Source organism: Crossiella sp. NPDC003009 (assembly GCF_053591555.1).
In genome coordinates this window covers 1-18,158 of the sequence record NZ_JBSFUA010000065.1, presented here as the reverse complement: position 1 = coordinate 18,158, position 18,158 = coordinate 1, and the positions used below count along the sequence as shown (strand labels likewise).

Sequence of the window (18,158 nt, the reverse complement as noted above, 5' to 3'; positions counted from 1 at the left end):
GAGGAGAAAAGCTCCATGTCCGCTGACGCTCCGCACTGCCTGGTGGAACAACGAGACGCCGTGCTCGTGGTGACGATGAACCGCCCGGAGGCCCGCAACGCCCTTACCGGCCCGATGCTGGCGATCATGCGCGAGGCCTGGGACGAGGTGGACCGCAACCCGGCCATCCGGGCCTGCGTGCTCACCGGCGCGGGCGGCGCGTTCTGCGCGGGCGCGGACCTCAAGGCGATGGCCCAGTCCCACCCGAGCGAGCAGTTCCGCGAGGGGTTCGACCTGTCGGTGATCCCGGCCCTGCTGAAAGGCCGCCGGTTGAGCAAACCGCTGCTGGCCGCGGTGGAGGGACCGGCGATCGCCGGCGGCACGGAGATCTTGCAGGCGACGGACATCCGGGTGGCCGGCGCGAGCGCGCGGTTCGGGGTGTCGGAGGCGCGGTGGGGCCTGTTTCCGTTGGGGGGCAGCGCGGTGCGGCTGCCCAGGCAGATCCCGTACACGGTGGCGGCTGACCTGTTGCTGACCGGTCGGCACATCGGCGCGGCCGAGGCCAGGGAGATCGGCCTGATCGGGCACGTGGTGCCGGACGGTCTGGCGCTGGCGAAGGCCCTGGAGCTGGCGGAGGCGATCGCGGCGAACGGACCGCTTGCGGTGCAGGCGATCCTGCGCACGATGCGGGAGACGGAGGGGATGGCGGAGGAGGAGGCGTTCCCGGTGGAGGCGAAGCTGGGGGCGGCGGTGTTCGCGAGCAAGGACGCGCGGGAAGGGCCGAGGGCGTTCAAGGAGAAGCGGAAGCCGGAGTTCCGGGGGGAGTAGGCGGGCGGGGCAAGCGGGGCCGGGCGGGCGGCGAACGCGCGGGCGGGCGGCGGCGCTGGCGCTGCGGATGAGCGCGCGGACTGTGGCGGCGGGCCTGCGGACTGGGGCGGCGAGCCTGCGGGCGGTGGCGGCGAATCCGCTGTCGGTGCGGGCGGTCAGCGGGCGCGCAAGTGCCGCACGATCTGCCCTAGGTCCTCCTCCGCCGCCGGACACTCCGCCAAACGCTGGGCCACCAGCGACGCCAGCGGCAGCTCCGCCGCGTCCGCCGCCAGTCGGGAGTCCTTGGCCGCCAACCGGATCGGGTAGTGCGCCCCGGTCGCGAAGGCCCGCGCCACCAAGCCACCCAGCGCCGACCCGGCGAGCGCCTCCCGCACCAGCTCTTCCGGCAACCCGAACGCCTCGGCCAGGGTCAGCGCCTCGGCGATCGCGGCGACGCCGGTGACCGTGGCGTTGATCAGCACCAGTTTCAGCGCGGCGCCGGTGCCGGTCAGCCCGGTGCGCACCACCTTGCCGAACACCTCCAGCACCGGCAGCACCGGCTCCGCCGGGCCGCCCACCAGCAGGGTCAGTTCACCCGCCGCGGCCTTGTCCGCGCTGCCCATCACCGGCGCGTCGATCAGCGTGACGCCCGCGGGCAGCAGGGCGGCGACCTCGCGCAGGGCGTCCGGGCCGATGGTGGACATCTCGATCAGCGTGCTGCCCGGACGCAGGTCCAGTTCGGCGACGACACTGAGCACCGCGGCCGGGTCGGCGAGCATGGTCACCACGATCTCGGCGTCCCTGGCTGCCCCGGCCGGGGTGCTCGCGACCCGGGTGCCGAGGGCCGTGGCGCGTTCCGGGGAACGGTTCCACCCGGTCAGCGGGTAGCCCGCCTCGAGCAGGCGGCGAGCCATCGGCAGGCCCATGGTGCCCAGTCCCAGGAAAGCGATCCGTGTGTTCACGACGCTGACGCTAGGTCGCCGGGAGGTCTGCTACCAGCGAATGGTTCGCATGCCATCCATGCTAGGCAGGCATGCGTTCGACCGGGTAGCCGTTCTTCCAGATGGTGTGGATCTCGCGCAGGGCGGTGATGTCGGTGGTCGGGTCGCCCTCGACCAGCAGCAGGTCGGCGCGCTGGCCACGGGCGATGCGGCCCCGGTCGTGCAGCGCGAAGTGCTTGGCGGGCACGGAGGTCGCCGCGGCCAGGGCTTGGACCTGGGTCAGGCCCGCGGTCACCAGGTGGGCGATCTCGGTCAGCATGCTGGGGCCGTGCGCGGCGCCGGGCATGGTGGCGTCGGTGCCCGCGAGCACCGGAACGCCCTCGGCGTGCAGGCGGCGGATGTTGGCCAGGGCGTTGCGCAGGAACGACGGGCGGCAGCGGGTGCTGCGCTTGGTCAGGGACTCCCGTTGCGGCGCCGAGAGGTACGGCGTGATCCGGGGGTCTGCCAGGAGGGAGTCGGCGCTCGCGCCGCAGTCGTAGACGGACAGGGTCGGCACCACGAAGGTGCCCGCGGCGCGCAGGGCGGTGACGAGCTCCGGCGGCGCCTCGGTGTCGGTCCACACGTGCACCAGGGCGTCCGCGCCCGCTTCGAGGGCGATCCGGGTGTTGTGCAGCTGTTCGGCGTGCGCGACCGCGAGCCTGCCCCTGCGGTGCGCGGCCTGGACCACGGCTCGCGCCTGGGCCGGGGTGAGCGTCGGGAAGGGGTGTTCCGGGCTGCCGTCCTCGATCACCAGCTTGATGAAGTCCGAGCCCTCGGCCACCCGCTCGCCGACGAAGGCGTCCGGGTCCGCGCCCGGGGTCAGCCGGGGGAAGCCGGGGCCGCGCGGGTGGCCGTCGGGCACGGTGACGCCGAACCCGGCCGACCACAGGTCCGCCTGGCCGGTGCGGGCGTGGCCCCGGCGCTGGCGGCGGGCCTCGGCGAGTCCGGACGGGTCGCCGAACATGTCCAGCTCGGTGGTCACGCCGAAGCGCAGCGCGTCGGCGCGGGCCGTCTCGTTGAGGTGCACGTGGCAGTCGATGAGGCCGGGCAGCAGGGTCCGGCCGCGACCGTCGTGGACCGGGACGCCGGGCGCGGGCACGTCGCCGACCGCGCGGATCCGGCCGTCGGCCACCAGCACCGAGGCGAGCGGCAGCACCCGCTCGCCGTCGAAGACCCTGGCGTCCCGGATCACGAACGCGCCGGAACCCGTTGCGGCACCGGCTGATCCGCCGAGTGCGACGGTGGCGGCCCCGGCGGCGAACAGTCCCATGGCCTTGCGGCGTGGCATCTCCATGCCGGCTTTCTACCGGCCGGATGGTCCGGAGCAGACCGACGAACGACCAGCAGCACGCCGACTTTCGTTCAGTACACGCCCGGGCCGAGCTTGCGGTGGTCCCAGCTGGCGATCCGGCTGCGGTGGAAGGTGACCGCGACCCGTTTCACCGCCTGCCGGGCGATGTGCTCGCTGGCCGCCTCGTCCACCGGGCCGCCGCCGTAGCGGGTGAGGATCGCGGTCCCCACCCGCAGCACGGCGGCCGGATCGGTCTGCACCTCCGCGGTGCCCTCCATGGACACCCCGCGCAGCTTCTCGTAGCTGTCCCCCGCCTCGACCAGGCAGCTCAGCCGAGGGTCCCGCCGCAGGTTGAGCACCTTCTGCGAGGACGCGTAGGTCCAGAACACGATCTCCCCGTCCAGCAGGGCGAACCACATCGGCACCACGTGCGGATGCCCGGTCGGGCCGAGGCTGGCCACCACCAGCGTGCGCTGCTCGCCGAGGAAGTCCTCCACCTCGGCCGGGGACATGGTGATCTGGTCGCGGCGACTCATCCGGGCTCCCTGGTCAGATGTTGCGGGCGCTGCCCGCCCAGTACGGTTCGCGCAGCCTTCGCTTGTACAGCTTGCCGTTGGGATCCCTCGGCAGCGAGTCGAGGTAGTCGATGCTGCGCGGCAGCTTGAACTTGGCCAGCCTGGTCCCGGCCCAGGCGAGCAGCTCCTCGGTCAGCGCCGCGTCCCCGGCCACCCCGTCGGCGGGCTGCACCACCGCCTTGACCTCCTCGCCCCAGTCCGGGTGCGGGATGCCGAAGACCGCCACGTCAGCCACCTTCGGGTGCACCGCCAGTTCGCCCTCGATCTCGGCGGGGTAGATGTTCACCCCACCGGAGATGATCATGTCGTTGCGCCGGTCGCACAGGAACAGGTAGCCGTCGGCGTCCAGGTAGCCGATGTCGCCCATGGTGAACAGCTCACCCACCCGGTTGGCCGCGGTCTTCTCCGGGTCGCCGTGGTACTCGAAGGTGGTCACCGCGCCGGCCTGCAGGTACACCAGCCCCGGTTGACCGACCGGCACCTCGGCTCCCTGCTCGTCCAGCACCCTGACCTGCGAGCCCGGCCAGGGCAGGCCGACCGAACCGGGTTTGGCCAGCCACTGCGCGGAGTCGATCACCGCGCCGCCGCCCTCGGTGGCCGCGTAGTACTCCACGATCACCGGCCCGAGCCAGTCGATCATCCGGCGCTTGGTCTCCTGCGGGCAGGGCGCGGCCCCGTGCACGAGCTTGCGCAGCGAGGACAGGTCGTACTTGGCGCGGGTCTCCGCAGGCAGCGCGAGCAGCCGGTGGAACTGGGTGGGCACCACGTGGCTGTGCGTGACCCGGTGCCGCTCGATCAGCCGCAGCATCTCCTCGGCGTCCCAGCCGTCCATCAGCACCACCGGATGCCCGTAGAGCACCGAGACGACGGCGCAGCTGAGCACCGCGGCGTGGTAGAGCGGCGAGCCGCACAGGTGCACGTGCCCGTCGTGCGGTTGCAGGTCGAACAGGGCGAAGAACAGCCGGTTGCGCGCGGGCACCTCGTCCACCGGCTCCCCGGTGAGCGGCCGGCGCACGCCCTTGGGCCTGCCGGTGGTGCCGGAGGTGTAGAGCATCGGCGAGCCCAGCACCCGGTCGACCGGCCGGCCGGGAGGCTCACCCGCGCCCAGCTCGGCCAGCGGCCGGAACCCGTCGATCTCCCCCACCGCGAACCGGGCCCGCTCCGGCACCGGGTCGCCCTCGACCGCGGCCCGCGCGGACCCGGCGAAGCGCTCGTGCGCGACGAAGGCCTTGGCCCCGCTGTCGGCGATGATGTAGTTGATCTCCGGGCCGACCAGGTGCCAGTTCACCGGGACGAAGTACAGGCCGGTCTGCAGCGCGGCGAAGAACACCGCGAGCAGCTCGGCGGAGTTGGGCAGCAGCACGACCACGGTGTCCCCCGGCGCCAGGCCCAGCGCCTGGAACCCGCGCCCGTACCGGTTGGCGCGGCTGGTCAGCTCGCCGTAGCTGATCTCAGTGCCGTCGGGTTCGATCACCGCGATCCGGTCCGGTTCGGCCTCGGCGATGGTCCACAGTCCGGTCGGCTCGCTCATCCCGCCACCTCGTTCCCGCTCGACGCCACGGCCGCGCCAACCGCGCGCACCGCCACTGCTTCCCCAGCCCCGCGGCCCGCCGCCACCTCACCGGTCCCGCCCGCCACCACTTCCCCGGCCTCGCGCACGGCCGCTGCCTCCCCGGCCCCGCCCGCCACTGCCTCCCCGACCGCGCGCACCGCCGCGGTGTCCCGGCAGCCGACCACCAGCATGGTCACCCCGGCCGCCGCCCACCTGCCGATCTCCGCGCGCACCCGCTCCCGGTCGCCGACGATGGTCACCTCGGCCACCAGCTCATCCGGCACCGCCCGCGCCGCCTCCTCCTTGCGCCCGGCCCCGAACAGGCGGGTCACCTCCTGGACCACCTCGCCGTATCCCATCCGGGTGAACACGTCGGCGTGGAAGTTCATCGTGGGCGCGCCCATGCCGCCCAGGTAGAGCGCATAGGCCGGTTTCAGCCGGGCCAGCTCCGCCGCCGGGTGCTCGGTGACCACCACCGGCACGCTGACCGCGATCTCGAAGTCGGCCGGGCCGCGCCGGGCGCCCGGCCGGGCGAAGCCCTCCTCCAGGTACTCGCGGTACATCCCGGCCAGTCGCGGGGTGTAGTAGATGGCCAGCCAGCCGTCGGCGATCTCCGCGGTCTGCGCGATGTTGGCCGGGCCCTCCGCGCCGAGCCAGACCGGCAGGTCGGCGCGCAGCGGATGGGTGATCGGCTTGAGCGGGCGGCCAAGGCCCAGCGCGCCGGGGCCGGTGTAGGGCAACGGGTAGTGCGGGCCGTCGTTGCGCACCGGGGCCTGCCTGGCCAGCACCTGGCGGATGATCGAGACGTACTCCCTGGTGCGGGCCAGCGGCTTGCGGAAGGGCTGGCCGTACCAGCCCTCCACCACCTGTGGCCCGGACACGCCGAGGCCGAGGATGGCCCGGCCGCCGGAGAGGTGGTCCAGGGTCAGCGCGTGCATCGCGCAGGCGGCCGGGCTGCGCGCGGAGAGCTGGGCCACCGAGGTGCCCAGCCGGATCCGCTCGGTGTGCGAGCCCCACCAGGCCAGCGGGGTGAAGGCGTCCGAGCCCCAGGACTCGGCGGCGAACACCGCGTCGAACCCGGCTCGCTCCGCCTCGGTAACGAGTTCCAGAGTGTCATCCGGTGGGCCTGCGCCCCAGTAGCCGAGCTGCAACCCAAGTCGCATAGCGCACAACCGTCCTTCCGGGTCAGCTGTCTCCTACCATCTTGCCGCAAAAACGAGAACGTGTTTCACTCAATTCCGTGACCGTGAGCCACGAGCCGCTCAGCGCTGAGCTCCGGGTGGAGTTCGCCTACACCCGTTCGCTCGGACCGACGCTCGGCGCCTTCCTGACCGCCCTGCGCGCCCACCGCGTGCTGGGTGTCCGCGGCGCGGACGGACGGGTGCACGTGCCGCCGGCCGAGTACGACCCGGTGACCGCCGAACCACTCACCGAGCTGGTCGAGGTCGGCAGCACCGGAACCGTGCTGAGCTGGACCTGGCAGCCGGAGCCGCTGGCCGGGCAACCCCTCGACCGGCCGTTCGGCTGGGCACTGATCCGGCTGGACGGCGCGGACACCGCCCTGCTGCACGCGGTGGACGTGCCCGGACCGGAGTCGCTGTCCATCGGCCTGCGGGTACGGGCCCGCTGGGCCGCCGAGCCGGTCGGCGCGATCACCGACCTGGCCTGCTTCGAGCCACTGGACGCGGCCACCCCGGAACCGCCGGTGCGCGAGTTCGCCGAGGACGTGCGCGGCACGGTCAGCCCGATCAGCCTGCACTACCGGCACAGTGCCTCCGCCGCGGAAAGCGAGTTCCTGCGCGGGGTCGCCAGGGGCGAGCTGACCGGGCAGCGCTGTCCGGTGTGCGCGCAGGTCTACATCCCGCCGCGCGGCGCCTGCCCCACCGACGGAGTGCCGCTGACCGACTGGGTGCGACTGTCCGAAGAGGGCACGGTGACCAGCTTCTGCGTGGTCAACGTGCCGTTCCTGGGCCAGCGCATCCCGCCGCCGTACGTGGCCGCGGCCGTGCTGCTCGACGGCGCGGACATCCCGTTCCAGCACCTGGTGCTGGGCATCGCGCCCGAGCAGGTCCGGATGGGCCTGCGGGTGCGCGCGGTGTGGCGGCCCCGCGAGCAGTGGGGCCACACCCTGGAGAACATCGACCACTTCACCCCGTCCGGCGCGCCGGACGCCCCGTTCGACAGCTTCGCCCGTCACCTGTAGCCCACCACCAGCAGAGGAGCAGGCCGTGCCGGAGGTCGCCGTGGTCGCCTTCGCCCAGTCCCCCGCGGTGCGCCGGACCGAGGCATCCGGCAACGGGGTCGAGCTGCTCGTGCCGCTGTTCCAGCAGGTCTACACCGACACCGGACTGTCCAAACAGGACATCGGCTTCTGGTGCTCGGGATCCTCGGACTACCTGGCGGGGCGGGCGTTCTCCTTCGTCTCCGCGGTGGATGCGATCGGGGCGTTCCCGCCGATCAGCGAGTCGCACGTGGAGATGGACGCGGCGTGGGCGCTGTATGAGGCGTGGGTGCGGCTCAAGCTCGGCGAGGTGGACACCGCGCTGGTCTACGGCTTCGGCAAGTCCTCGGCCGGTGAGCTGCGCCGGGTCCTGGCGCTGCAGCTGGACCCGTACCTGATGACCCCGCTGTGGCCGGACTCGGTCAGCATCGCCGGACTCCAGGCCCGCCTCGGCCTGGCGCAGGGGCGGTGGAGCGAGCGGGCGATGGCCGAGGTGGCCGCCCGCTCCCGCGCCGACGCCGTGGGCAACCCCGAGGCGCAACTCTCCGGCACGCCAACGGTTGCCGAGCTCCTGGCGGCGCCCTACCTGGCGGATCCGCTGCGGGCGCACGACTGCGCGCCGATCAGCGACGGCGCCTCGGTGGTGGTGCTGGCCGCGGGCGACCGGGCCCGCGAGCTCTGCGCGCGACCGGCCTGGATCACCGGGCTGGCGCACCGCACCGACAGCGGCCAGCTCGGCTCCCGCGACCTCACCGCCGCCCCCTCCGCCGTCGCGGCGGCACGGGCCGCGGGCGGCGACGGGGTGCAGCTGGCCGAGCTGCACGCGCCGTTCACCCACCAGGAGATCCTGCTGCGCCAAGAACTTGGGCTCGACGAGGCCCGGATCAACCCCTCCGGCGGGGTGCTCGCGGGCAACCCGATGTTCGCCGCCGGACTGTCCCGGATCGGCCTGGCCGCCCGGCACATCCACGCCGGCCAGGCGGACCGGACGCTGGCGCACGCCACCAGCGGCCCGTGCCTGCAACAAAATCTGGTCTGCGTACTGGAAGGCGGCGACTGATGGCCCAGCTCGCGGCCGTGCTCGGCACCGGCCAGACCCACCACGCGGCCAAACGCCTCGACGTGTCCATGGCCGGGCTCTGCCGCGAGGCCATCGACCGCGCCCTCGAGGACGCCGGGGTCGAGATGGCCGACATCGACGCGGTGGTGCTCGGCAAGGCCCCCGACCTGTTCGAGGGCGTCATGATGCCCGAGCTGCACCTCACCGACGCCTTGGGCGCCAACGGGAAACCGCTGCTGCGGGTGCACACCGCCGGATCGGTCGGCGGGTCCACCGGGGTGGTCGCGGCCAGCCTGGTGCAGGCCGGGATCCACCGGCGGGTGCTGGCGGTGGCCTTCGAGAAGCAGTCGGAGTCCAACGCGATGTGGGCGCTGTCGGTGCCCACCCCGTTCGTCATGCCGGTGCACGCCGGGGCAGGCGGCTACTTCGCCCCGCACGTGCGCGCCTACATCCGCCGTGCGGGCGCGCCCGGGCACATCGGCGCGCTGGTCGCGGTCAAGGACCGGCGCAACGGCGCGCTCAACCCGCACGCGCACCTGCGCCAGCCCGGCATCACCCTGGAGTCGGTGCAGGCATCGCCGATGCTGTGGGACCCGATCCGCTACGACGAGACCTGCCCCTCCTCCGACGGCGCCGCCGCGCTGGTGCTCGGCGACGAGACCGCCGCGAAAGCCGCGCCGGGCAAGGTGGCCTGGGTGCACGCCACCGCGATGCGCACCGAGCCGACCAGCTTCGCCGGGCGGGACCAGGTCAACCCGCGCGCCGGCCGGGAAGCCGCGGCCGCGCTGTGGCGACAGGCCGGGATCACCGACCCGTTGCGGCAGGTCGACGTGGCCGAGATCTACGTGCCGTTCTCCTGGTTCGAGCCGATGTGGTTGGAGAACCTCGGTTTCGCCGAGGCCGGACAGGGCTGGAAGCTCACCGAGGCGGGCGAGACCGAGCTGGCGGGCCGCCTCCCGGTGAATCCATCTGGCGGTGTGCTCTCCACCAATCCCATTGGCGCGTCGGGGTTGCTGCGCTTCGCCGAGGCCGCCCGGCAGGTGCAGGGCCGCGCGGGCGCGCACCAGGTCGACGGGGCGCGCCTGGCGGTGGGGCACGCCTACGGCGGTGGATCGCAGTTCTTCGCACTGTGGGTGGTGGGCGCGGACAGACCGGGAGGCTGAGCAATGGGCACACCCGTACGACGACGGACCCTGTTCAAGGTGGCGGCGGCCGGCGCCGGGGCCGCGGTAGCCTCCGGCGCGCTCGGCCGCTTCGGTGCGCTCGCCGCCTACGGCGAGGTGCCCGCGCTGGCCGGGAAGACCGCGATCGTGGTGGGCAGCGGGTTCAGCGGGGCGGTGGCCGCGCTGCGGCTCGGTCAAGCGGGCGTGCACACCACGGTGCTGGAGCGCGGTCGGCGCTGGGAGGTCAAGCCCAGCGGGGACACCTTCTGCACCATCAAGAGCCCGGACTGGCGGTGCGCCTGGTTCAACGACCGGCCGCCACTGGGCCTGGACATCAACAAGAAGATCGAGCGCAAGGCGGGGCTGATCGCCACCCACGAGGGCGAGGGCATCCGGGTGCTCAGCGGCTCCGGCGTGGGCGGCGGATCGCTGGTGATCGGGCTGTACATGCCGCAGCCGCGCCGCGCCGAGTGGGACAAGGTCTACCCGAGCCAGCTGCCCTTCGACGAGATGGACCGCACGTACTGGCCGCGCGCCAGGGAGAACCTCAAGGTCGGCTACCTCCCCGCCGACGTGCAGGCGCACCCGCAGTACCGGGGCGCGCGGGCGTGGCTGGAGTACCTGGCCGAGTTCGGCAAGGAGCCGGTGCCGATCCCGTTCGCGGTGGACTGGAACGCCATCCGCGAGGAGCTGGCAGGCAAGCGGGTCGCCTGCCACAGCATCGGCGAGGGCCCCTTCGGCAGCAACTCCGGCGCCAAGAACAGCGTGGACCGCACCTACCTGGCACGGGCCACCGCCACCGGCAACGTGACCATCCTGGCCCAGCACGAGGTCACCGAGATCCGTGAGGTGGCCGGGCGGTACGAGGTCGTGGTCAAGCTGACCAACGACAACGGGGATGTGTTGTCCACCAAGAAGATGGACGCCGACTACCTGTTCCTGGCCGCCGGTTCGGTGTACTCCTCCGGGCTGATGGTCACCGCCAAGGCCAAGGGCTGGCTGCCCAAGCTCAACGCGGCCACCGGCAAGGGCTGGGGCAACAACGGCGACTTCCTGGTGCTGCGGATGAGCCTGCGCAAGGACGTCGGCTTCGACCAGGGCGGGCCGGGCAACGTCAAGTTCTTCGACGAGGCCAACCCGTTCGCGCCGACCTCGATGGCCTGGGAGGCCGCGCCGGTGCCCAACATCCTCAACCAGGCCAACAGCACACACCTGATCACCTCGGTCACCCCGGAACGCGGCGAGGTGCGCTACGACCCGGCCACCGGCGGCGGCAAGGTGCACTGGCCCTACGGGGTGATGGAAACCCTTGGCGAGAAAGCGGGTCGCGACCTGGCCACCCGGTTCTGGTGGGAGACCGAGGGCAAGAAGGGCTTCCCGTTCAACGGGTTGCCCAACTACGACCGCGGCACCGCGCACGGGCTCGGCGCGCGCAACACCTACCACCCGCTGGGCGGCCTGGTGATGGGGCAGGCCACCGAGTTCTCCGGGCAGGTCAAGGGATATCCCGGCCTGTACTGCGTGGACGGGGCGCTGCTGCCCGGCTCCACCTGCCTGGCCAACCCGTCGCTGACCATCACCGCCAACGCCGAGCGGTGCCTGGATGTGTTCCTGGCCAACGCGATCAGGGGAGAGCAGCGGTGAAGTTCACCTGCGCGGTGGCGATGAGCCCGCTGGAACAGCTGCCGGAGCTGGCGCGCACCGCGGAGGAGTGCGGGTTCGCCAACATCGCGCTGCCGGACTCGCTGTTCTTCTCCGAACAGGTCTCCGCCGACTACCCCTACACCCCCGACGGCAGCCGGTTCTGGCACGAGGACACCCCGTGGGCCGACCCGATGGTGGCCGCCGCCGCGATGGGCGCGGTCACCTCCCGGATCGGCTTCTACACCCAGGTGCTCAAGCTCGGCTCGCGCAACCCGGTGCTGCTGGCCAGACAGGTCGGCTCGGTGGCCGTGCTCACCGGGAACCGGTTCGGGCTCGGCGTCGGACTGGGCTGGTCGCCGGAGGAGTTCGCCTGGTGCGGAACGTCCTATTCGGACAGAGGACCGCGCGCGGACGAGGCGATCGAGGTGCTGCGGCTGATCCTGGGCGGCGGCATGGTGGAGTTCCACGGCGAGCACTACCAGTTCGGCAAGCTGCGGATGAGCCCGGCGCCGAGCAGGCCGGTGCCGATCTACGTCGGCGGGCACAGCGGACCCGGCCTGCGCAGGGCGGCCAGGGCCGGCGACGGCTGGACCTCGGCGATGATGGGCTTCACCGAGCTGAAGACCACCATCGAACGGCTCACCGAGCTGCGCGCGGCCTACGGGCGCGCGGCGGAACCCTTTGAGATCCAGGCGGTCTGCGTGGACCGGTTCGGCCTGGAGGGCTACCGGGAGCAGGCCGCGATCGGGGTCACCGACGCGATCGTGATGCCCTGGGTCTTGGACGGGGTGCCCTTCGACGGGCCGCTGGACGCCAAACAGGACTCGATGCGCAAGTTCGCCGAGACGATCATCACCAAACTGTGAGGAGCGCTGGATGACGGTCACCTGGACCGCCCCCGACGGCGAGCACCCGGCGCGGGCCGCCTCGGTCCGCTCGATGACCGCGGTCGCCGCCGGGGACAAGGAGGGCTGGCTGGCGCTGTGGGCCGAGGACGCCGTGGTGCGGGACCCGGTCGGGCCGTCGATCTTCGACCCGACCGGCAAGGGCCATCACGGCAGAGCGGCCATCGGGGCGTTCTGGGACCTCACCATCGGGCAGATGGCCCGGATGGAGTTCGCCATCACCGACTCCTTCGCCGCCGGGGACGAGGTGGCCAACATCGGCACCATCTCGGCCATCGCCGCTGATGGCACCAGGATCGACACCGAGGGCGTGTTCGTCTACCGGGTCGGCGAGGACGGCTTGCTGACCTCGCTACGGGCCTACTGGGAGTTCGACCGGGCGCTGGCCACCGTCAGCAAACCGTCAGGGTGAGGCCCGCCCATCCTCGATATGATGCGATCGCATGACAACATGCGTTCGCAGATCACCTTGGGGGTGGGCGTGACCCAGATCCACGGCACGGTGACACCGGGCTTCGAGCCGGTGCGCGATGCCTTCGCAGCCAACTTCGGCACCGGCGGCGACATCGGCGCCGCGGTCACCGTGTACCGGCGCGGGGAGAAGATCGTCGACCTGTGGGGCGGCGTGGCCGATGTGGAGACCGGGCGGGAATGGTCGCAGGACACCCTTCAGCTGGTGTTCTCCACCACCAAGGGCGTCACCGCGACGATCGCGCACCTGTTGGCGCAGCGCGGGGTGCTGGACCTGGACGCGCCGGTGGCCAAGTACTGGCCGGAGTTCGCCGCCGAGGGCAAGCAGGACATCCCGGTGCGCTGGCTGCTCTCCCACCAGGCCGGGCTGGCCGTGCCGCCCGAGCGGTTCCCGCTGTCCTGGCTGCGGGAATGGGATCCGATCGTGGAGATGCTGGCCGCGATGGCGCCGAACTGGGAGCCCGGCACCGCGCACGGCTACCACGGCTTGACCTACGGCTGGCTGGTCGGCGAGGTCATCCGCCGCGCCACCGGGCGCACCATCGGCGCCGTCCTGGCCGAGGAGGTGGCCAAGCCGCTGGGCCTGGACCTGTGGATCGGCCTGCCCGAGGAGCAGGAACCACGGGTGGCCAAGTTCATCGAACCCGACCCGATGCCGGAACCGGCGCCCGGCCAGGAGCTGCCGCCGGAGATCGCCAAGATGCAGGCCACCTTCAGCGACCTGAACTCGATGACCATGCGCGCGCTGATCGTGACCAGCGAACCGATACCGGCCAACAGCCGCGAGCTGCGCGCCGCCGAGGTGCCCGCGGTCGGCGCGGTCGGCACCGCGGACTCCTTCGCCAAGCTGTACGCCAGCACCGTCGGCGAGGTGGACGGGTTCCGCCTGCTGGCCCCGGAGACGGTGGACCGGGCGCGGACCGTGCAGACCATCGGACCCGACCAGCTCCTGCTGCTGCCCACCGCGTGGGCGCTGGGCTACATGACCGGGCAGCCCGCGCCCGGTGTGGTGCCGACGATGCCCCTGCTCGGCCCGGACTCCTTCGGCCACGGCGGCTACGGCGGCTCACTGGCCTTCGGCGACGTGCACCACGAGATCGGCTTCGCCTACGTGATGAACAAGATCCACAGCGGCCTGACCGGCGAGGGCGCCAACTCCGCCCGGCTGGTCGACGCGCTGCGTAGCTCGCTGGCCGCCTAGAGGTTGAAGACCGGCGGTGCGAGCTTCTCCTTGCACCGCCGGTCGTTCCAGTCCGGCTGCGCGTCCCGCTGTTGCGCGGTCGGCGGTTTCGGGATGTCGCCGGAAGGGTCCCGGAACACGGTGTGCGGGCGGTTGATCGCGGTGTCGATCACCCGCAGCAGGGTGCGCACCGGGCCGCGCACGTCCCCGGCCAGCGCGCGAAGTCGTTGCGGCGGCACGGTGTCCCTGGTCTGGATGGACACCACGGTGAGCACGTTGCCCTCCTTCATGATGCCCAGCTGCACCACATCCGGCGGGTTCCAGGACTGCACGCAGGCGAAGTCGCCGTAGCGGACCAGCCCGAAGGCGCGGTCCTTGTCGGTGCGCCTGCGGACGAAGTCGGTGAAGGACTCCCTGGCGCTGGCCTCGGCCCGCTCCTCGCCGAGGGCGACCGTCACCCGGATCTCCGCGCCCAGCGGGTTCACCCCCGCCGGCCAGGTGCACTCGTGCCGCCCGATCGGGTCGGCGTCGTTCTGTCGCGGCGGGTGCACGGTGCCGACGATGCCCATGGTCTCCGGGTTGGTGGTCAGCACCTTGCAGATGTTGGGCACCTGGGTGATCACCGGTTTGTCCTCGGCCGCGTCCATCTTCTGCCCCAGGCTGATCAGCCGGGTGCACCCGCCGGTGAGGGTCACCGCGAGCAGGGCGGCGAGCAGGATTCCGTTACGTGCCATCGCCGTACATCCTGGAGAGCAGGAAGCAGCCGGGCACGTCGGCCGGGAACTCGGTGCGGACGCTGGAGACACTGGCCTCGGCGTCGCAGCGCAGGTAGCGGAAGCCGTAGAGCTCGGGGCCGATGGAGCCCACGCCGGTGACGTTGAACAGGAAGAACCCGTTGCCCAGCATCAGCCGGTGCGTTGCCCGGTACCACAGCGCGGAGTCGCGGCGCAGGTCCCGTTGGTAGGACAGCTGGAGGTCCCGCTCCCGGCCCGGCTTGACCATGCCGAGGATGTCACCGAAGCCCTGGTCGCAGACGGCGACCTCGCCGAGCAGCGGCGGCATGTCCTTGGCCAGGTGGAACTTGATCAGCTCCGCGCCGCCGCGCTTGGCCTTCGCCTTGTCGCAGTGCTTGGCCGCGGCGTGGAAGAAGTCGAGCAGCTCATCGAGTGAGCCGAAGGTGCGGCCCAGTGCCGCGACACCCTCGCGTGGTCCGGTGCGGTAGTCCTCGCGCAGGTTGTACTTGCCGATCTCGGAGTCGTCGGCGGCCGGCATGCAGGCGCTGGTGAGCAGCAGCAGCGCGGCCAGCAGGACCCGGCGCACGGGACCACCTCCTCCTCACCCAGCGTAGCGGGAGTGGGCGTTTCCGTGTTGTCCCCGGATCGGGGGCATTCTTCGGCACCGGTTCAGTAGGCGACCGGGAACTCCTTGATGCCGTTGAGCCAGCCGGAGCGCAGCCGCCGGGGCTCGCCGGCCTTGCGGATGTCCGGCAGGTGGTCGGCGATGGCGTTGAAGATGAGGTCGATCTCCAGCCGGGCCAGGCTGGCGCCGAGGCAGAAGTGCGCGCCGCTGCCGCCGAAACCCAGGTGCGGGTTGGGATCGCGGGTGATGTCGAAGCGTTCCGGCTCGGTGAAGACCTCCTCGTCGAAGTTGGCCGAGCTGTAGAACATGCCGACCCGGTCCCCCGCCTTGACCGCCACGCCGCCGATCTCGGTGTCGGCGGTGGCGGTGCGCTGGAAGGAGATCACCGGGGTTGCCCAGCGCACGATCTCATCCGCGGTGGTCTTGGGACGCTCTGCCTTGTAGAGCTCCCACTGCTCGGGGTTGTCCAGGAAGGCCATCATGCCGTGCGTGATCGCGTTGCGGGTGGTCTCGTTCCCGGCCACCGCCAACAGGATCACGAAGAAGCCGAACTCGTCGGCGGAGAGCGAGTCACCGTCCACATCGGCCTGAACCAGCTTGGTCACGATGTCGGGCATCGGACACTTCTTGCGCTCCTCGGCCATGTTCATCGAGTAGGCGAGCAGCTGCGCGGCGGCCATGGCCGAGTCGGTCTGGAACTCCGGGTCGTCGTAGCCGATCATCTCGTTGGACCAGTCGAAGATCTTGCGCCGGTCCTCCTGGGGCACGCCGAGCAGCTCGGCGATGGCCTGCAACGGAAGCTCGCAGGCGATGTCGGTGACGAAGTCGCCCACCCCACCGGTGCGCGCGGACTCCACGATCCGCCGCGCGCGGGCGTCCAGAGCCTCGCGCAGCCCGGCGATGGCTCGCACCGAGAAGCCGCGGGAGACGATGCCGCGGAGCTTGGTGTGCTCGGGCGGGTCCTGGTTGAGCATGATGAGCCGCTGCACGTCCAGCTGCTCCTTGGTGATGTCCGAGCCGAACCGGATGATCGCGGTGTTGGCGTAACTGGAGAACAGCCGACTGTCCAGCGACACCCGCTTCACGTCGGCGTGCCTGCTCACCACCCAGTAGCCCTCGTCGTCGAACCCGTCCCGCCGCGGCGGTTTCGCGTTCCAGAACACCGGGGCGGTGCGCCGCAGCTCGGCGAACTCCTCGATGGGCAGCCGCTGCGCGTACACATCGGGGTCGGTGAAGTCAAACCCCTGGGGAAGTTGGGGTAAAGCCATCGCTACCCTCCATGCTCGCACAGCGATGTGGAACAGGTTCTACTGGATTCAAACACGCGCCAGCCCATGAGTGAAGGGTGTTCACTGAGACTTACCAACCTCAATGAAACATGTTCTACTCATACAAACGGCTACTGATCCACCCGAGGAGTCCCATGGGCGACCCCGTCATCGTCGGCGCCGTCCGCACCCCGATCGGCCGCAGAGGCGGCTGGCTGTCCGGGCTGCACGCGGCGGAACTACTGGGCAGTGCATTGCGCGACCTGTTGACCCGGGCGGCGGTGTCCCCGGCCGAGATCGAGCAGGTAGCCGCGGGATGCGTGACCCAGGCCGGCGAACAAGCAGGCAACATCGCCCGCAACGCCTGGCTGCACGCGGGCCTACCGGAGTCCACGGGCTGCTTCACCCTGGACGCCCAGTGCGGTTCAGCACAGCACGCGGCCCATCTGGTGGCGGCCCAGATCGCAGCCGGCGCGATCACCGCGGGCATCGCCTGCGGGGTGGAGTCGATGAGCCGGGTTCCGTTGCGCAGCAACATGACCGGCGACACCGGTATGCCCAGGCCGGAGACGTGGAAGATCGACCTGCCGAACCAGTTCGAGGCCGCGGAACGAATCGCGGTGCGGCGGGGGTTGTCCCGGCGGGACCTGGACGAGTTCGGGGCCAGGTCCCAGGTATTGGCGCGGAACGCTTGGGATGCGGGGCACTTCGAGCGGGAACTGGTTCCGGTGGCGGTGGGATCCGAGACGGTGCAACGGGATCAGGGGTTGCGGGAGACAAGCCTGGAGGGGCTGGCCGGTTTGCAGGCGGTGCTGCCGGGCGGGTTGCACACGGCGGCCACCGCGTCGCAGATCTCCGATGGGGCCGCAGCGGTACTCATCATGGATGCGGGGCGGGCGGCGGAACTGGGGGTGCCGGGGCGGGCTCGGATCCGGTCACAGTGCTTGGTGGGGGCGGAGACCTACTACCACCTGGACGGCCCAATCCGCGCCACCGAACGGTTGTTGAGTGGTAGCGGTATGCGGTTGGCGGATGTTGACCTGGTGGAGGTGAACGAGGCCTTCGCGGCGGTGCCATTGTCGTGGTTGAGCGTGTATGGCGAGGCGGAGGAGCGGTTGAACGTCAATGGCGGGGCGATCGCGTTGGGGCATCCGGTGGGGAGTACGGGGGCGCGGTTGTTGACCTCGGCGCTGCATGAGTTGGAGCGACGGGATGCGAACACGGCGCTGATCACCATGTGCGCGGGTGGGGCGATGGCAACGGGCACGATCCTGGAACGCATCGGGTAGCTCGGGGTGAAAACCCACAAAGTGGGCCTCTCGTCTTCTCCGTACGGCCTGGAGACTGCTGACCGCGCCTCCCCGCCCGGCCCCTGCAACCTGCCGCCGCCCTAGCCTCGCAACGTGACGGGGGCCGGGTGGGGAGGTGTGGTTTGCTGTCGGAAGGTCGTGCGGAGAAGACGAGAGGCCCGCGAGCACGCTGGGTCTTGAGTCGGCAGCCTGCCCTGCCCCGCAACCTGCTCGTCCCGGCTTTTGACTTGTCAATCCCTCCGGGGGTCTGCCCGTCCGGCGAGGACATTCTTTTGATCTTCGGGGTTTCAAGCGAAGATCAAGAGCGTCCTCGCCGGACGGGCAGAGATCAAAGCATGGGGGGGAAAGTCAAAGGCCAAGACGCAGGCGGGTCTTGAGGTTCCCCATGCCCGT

General features: G+C 71.4%; 17 protein-coding genes. 9 read left to right on the top strand and 8 right to left on the bottom strand.

Going from position 1 to position 18,158, the window contains the following annotated elements; all coding sequences use genetic code 11:
• The first annotated feature begins 15 nt into the window (after positions 1 to 15).
• On the top strand, positions 16 to 807 hold the full coding sequence (locus ACWDY5_RS38030) for a crotonase/enoyl-CoA hydratase family protein (RefSeq protein ID WP_449726984.1): 792 nt from the start codon (positions 16 to 18) through the stop codon (positions 805 to 807).
• A gap of 155 nt (positions 808 to 962) precedes the next feature.
• Here the strand turns inward: ACWDY5_RS38030 and ACWDY5_RS38025 are convergent, their stop codons facing one another.
• The 5 genes from ACWDY5_RS38025 to ACWDY5_RS38005 all read right to left on the bottom strand — a co-directional run bounded on the left by ACWDY5_RS38025 (position 963) and on the right by ACWDY5_RS38005 (position 6,347).
• Positions 963 to 1,748: an NAD(P)-dependent oxidoreductase gene (locus ACWDY5_RS38025; RefSeq protein ID WP_449726983.1), complete on the bottom strand. Its 786-nt coding sequence runs from the start codon at positions 1,746 to 1,748 to the stop codon at positions 963 to 965.
• Between the two features lie 61 nt (positions 1,749 to 1,809).
• The gene (locus tag ACWDY5_RS38020) at positions 1,810 to 3,060 is read right to left on the bottom strand and encodes an amidohydrolase family protein (RefSeq protein WP_449726982.1); all 1,251 of its coding nucleotides are present in this window, start codon (positions 3,058 to 3,060) and stop codon (positions 1,810 to 1,812) included.
• Between the two features lie 68 nt (positions 3,061 to 3,128).
• Positions 3,129 to 3,593 (bottom strand): pyridoxamine 5'-phosphate oxidase family protein, encoded by a 465-nt coding sequence (locus ACWDY5_RS38015; RefSeq protein ID WP_449726981.1) that lies wholly within the window; start codon positions 3,591 to 3,593, stop codon positions 3,129 to 3,131.
• A gap of 13 nt (positions 3,594 to 3,606) precedes the next feature.
• A complete protein-coding gene (locus ACWDY5_RS38010; protein WP_449726980.1) occupies positions 3,607 to 5,163 on the bottom strand; it encodes an acyl-CoA synthetase in 1,557 nt (518 codons plus the stop codon).
• Positions 5,160 to 6,347 (bottom strand): LLM class F420-dependent oxidoreductase, encoded by a 1,188-nt coding sequence (locus tag ACWDY5_RS38005; RefSeq protein WP_449726979.1) that lies wholly within the window; start codon positions 6,345 to 6,347, stop codon positions 5,160 to 5,162. The genes ACWDY5_RS38010 and ACWDY5_RS38005 overlap by 4 nt, the downstream gene beginning before the upstream one ends.
• A gap of 83 nt (positions 6,348 to 6,430) precedes the next feature.
• On the opposite strand from ACWDY5_RS38005, the gene ACWDY5_RS38000 reads away from it, so the two are divergent.
• Genes ACWDY5_RS38000 through ACWDY5_RS37970 form a run of 7 tightly spaced genes read left to right on the top strand, consistent with a single transcriptional unit; the run spans position 6,431 to position 13,849 of the window.
• Positions 6,431 to 7,387, top strand: a complete 957-nt coding sequence (locus ACWDY5_RS38000) for a Zn-ribbon domain-containing OB-fold protein (RefSeq protein ID WP_449726999.1) — start codon at positions 6,431 to 6,433, stop codon at positions 7,385 to 7,387.
• A gap of 25 nt (positions 7,388 to 7,412) precedes the next feature.
• On the top strand, positions 7,413 to 8,465 hold the full coding sequence (locus tag ACWDY5_RS37995; protein WP_449726978.1) for a thiolase domain-containing protein: 1,053 nt from the start codon (positions 7,413 to 7,415) through the stop codon (positions 8,463 to 8,465).
• A complete protein-coding gene (locus ACWDY5_RS37990; protein ID WP_449726977.1) occupies positions 8,465 to 9,628 on the top strand; it encodes a thiolase domain-containing protein in 1,164 nt (387 codons plus the stop codon). The genes ACWDY5_RS37995 and ACWDY5_RS37990 overlap by 1 nt, the downstream gene beginning before the upstream one ends.
• 39 nt (positions 9,629 to 9,667) lie before the next feature.
• On the top strand, positions 9,668 to 11,272 hold the full coding sequence (locus tag ACWDY5_RS37985) for a GMC family oxidoreductase N-terminal domain-containing protein (protein WP_449726976.1): 1,605 nt from the start codon (positions 9,668 to 9,670) through the stop codon (positions 11,270 to 11,272).
• A complete protein-coding gene (locus ACWDY5_RS37980; protein ID WP_449726975.1) occupies positions 11,269 to 12,138 on the top strand; it encodes a TIGR03619 family F420-dependent LLM class oxidoreductase in 870 nt (289 codons plus the stop codon). Before ACWDY5_RS37985 ends, ACWDY5_RS37980 begins: the two co-directional genes overlap by 4 nt.
• A gap of 10 nt (positions 12,139 to 12,148) precedes the next feature.
• Positions 12,149 to 12,589 (top strand): nuclear transport factor 2 family protein, encoded by a 441-nt coding sequence (locus ACWDY5_RS37975; protein ID WP_449726974.1) that lies wholly within the window; start codon positions 12,149 to 12,151, stop codon positions 12,587 to 12,589.
• 39 nt (positions 12,590 to 12,628) lie between these two features.
• Entirely contained in the window at positions 12,629 to 13,849 is a 1,221-nt protein-coding gene (locus ACWDY5_RS37970; RefSeq protein ID WP_449726973.1) for a serine hydrolase domain-containing protein, read from the top strand.
• On the opposite strand, the gene ACWDY5_RS37965 is transcribed toward ACWDY5_RS37970, so the two are convergent.
• From ACWDY5_RS37965 to ACWDY5_RS37955, 3 genes are all read right to left on the bottom strand, one after another.
• Positions 13,846 to 14,562: a hypothetical protein gene (locus tag ACWDY5_RS37965; RefSeq protein WP_449726972.1), complete on the bottom strand. Its 717-nt coding sequence runs from the start codon at positions 14,560 to 14,562 to the stop codon at positions 13,846 to 13,848. The two genes, ACWDY5_RS37970 and ACWDY5_RS37965, sit on opposite strands and share 4 nt — an antisense overlap.
• A complete protein-coding gene (locus ACWDY5_RS37960) occupies positions 14,552 to 15,148 on the bottom strand; it encodes a hypothetical protein (protein ID WP_449726971.1) in 597 nt (198 codons plus the stop codon). Before ACWDY5_RS37960 ends, ACWDY5_RS37965 begins: the two co-directional genes overlap by 11 nt.
• Before the next feature lie 83 nt (positions 15,149 to 15,231).
• The gene (locus ACWDY5_RS37955) at positions 15,232 to 16,455 is read right to left on the bottom strand and encodes a cytochrome P450 (RefSeq protein ID WP_449726970.1); all 1,224 of its coding nucleotides are present in this window, start codon (positions 16,453 to 16,455) and stop codon (positions 15,232 to 15,234) included.
• 155 nt (positions 16,456 to 16,610) lie between these two features.
• On the opposite strand from ACWDY5_RS37955, the gene ACWDY5_RS37950 reads away from it, so the two are divergent.
• A complete protein-coding gene (locus ACWDY5_RS37950; RefSeq protein WP_449726969.1) occupies positions 16,611 to 17,744 on the top strand; it encodes a steroid 3-ketoacyl-CoA thiolase in 1,134 nt (377 codons plus the stop codon).
• The last annotated feature ends 414 nt before the right edge of the window (positions 17,745 to 18,158 follow it).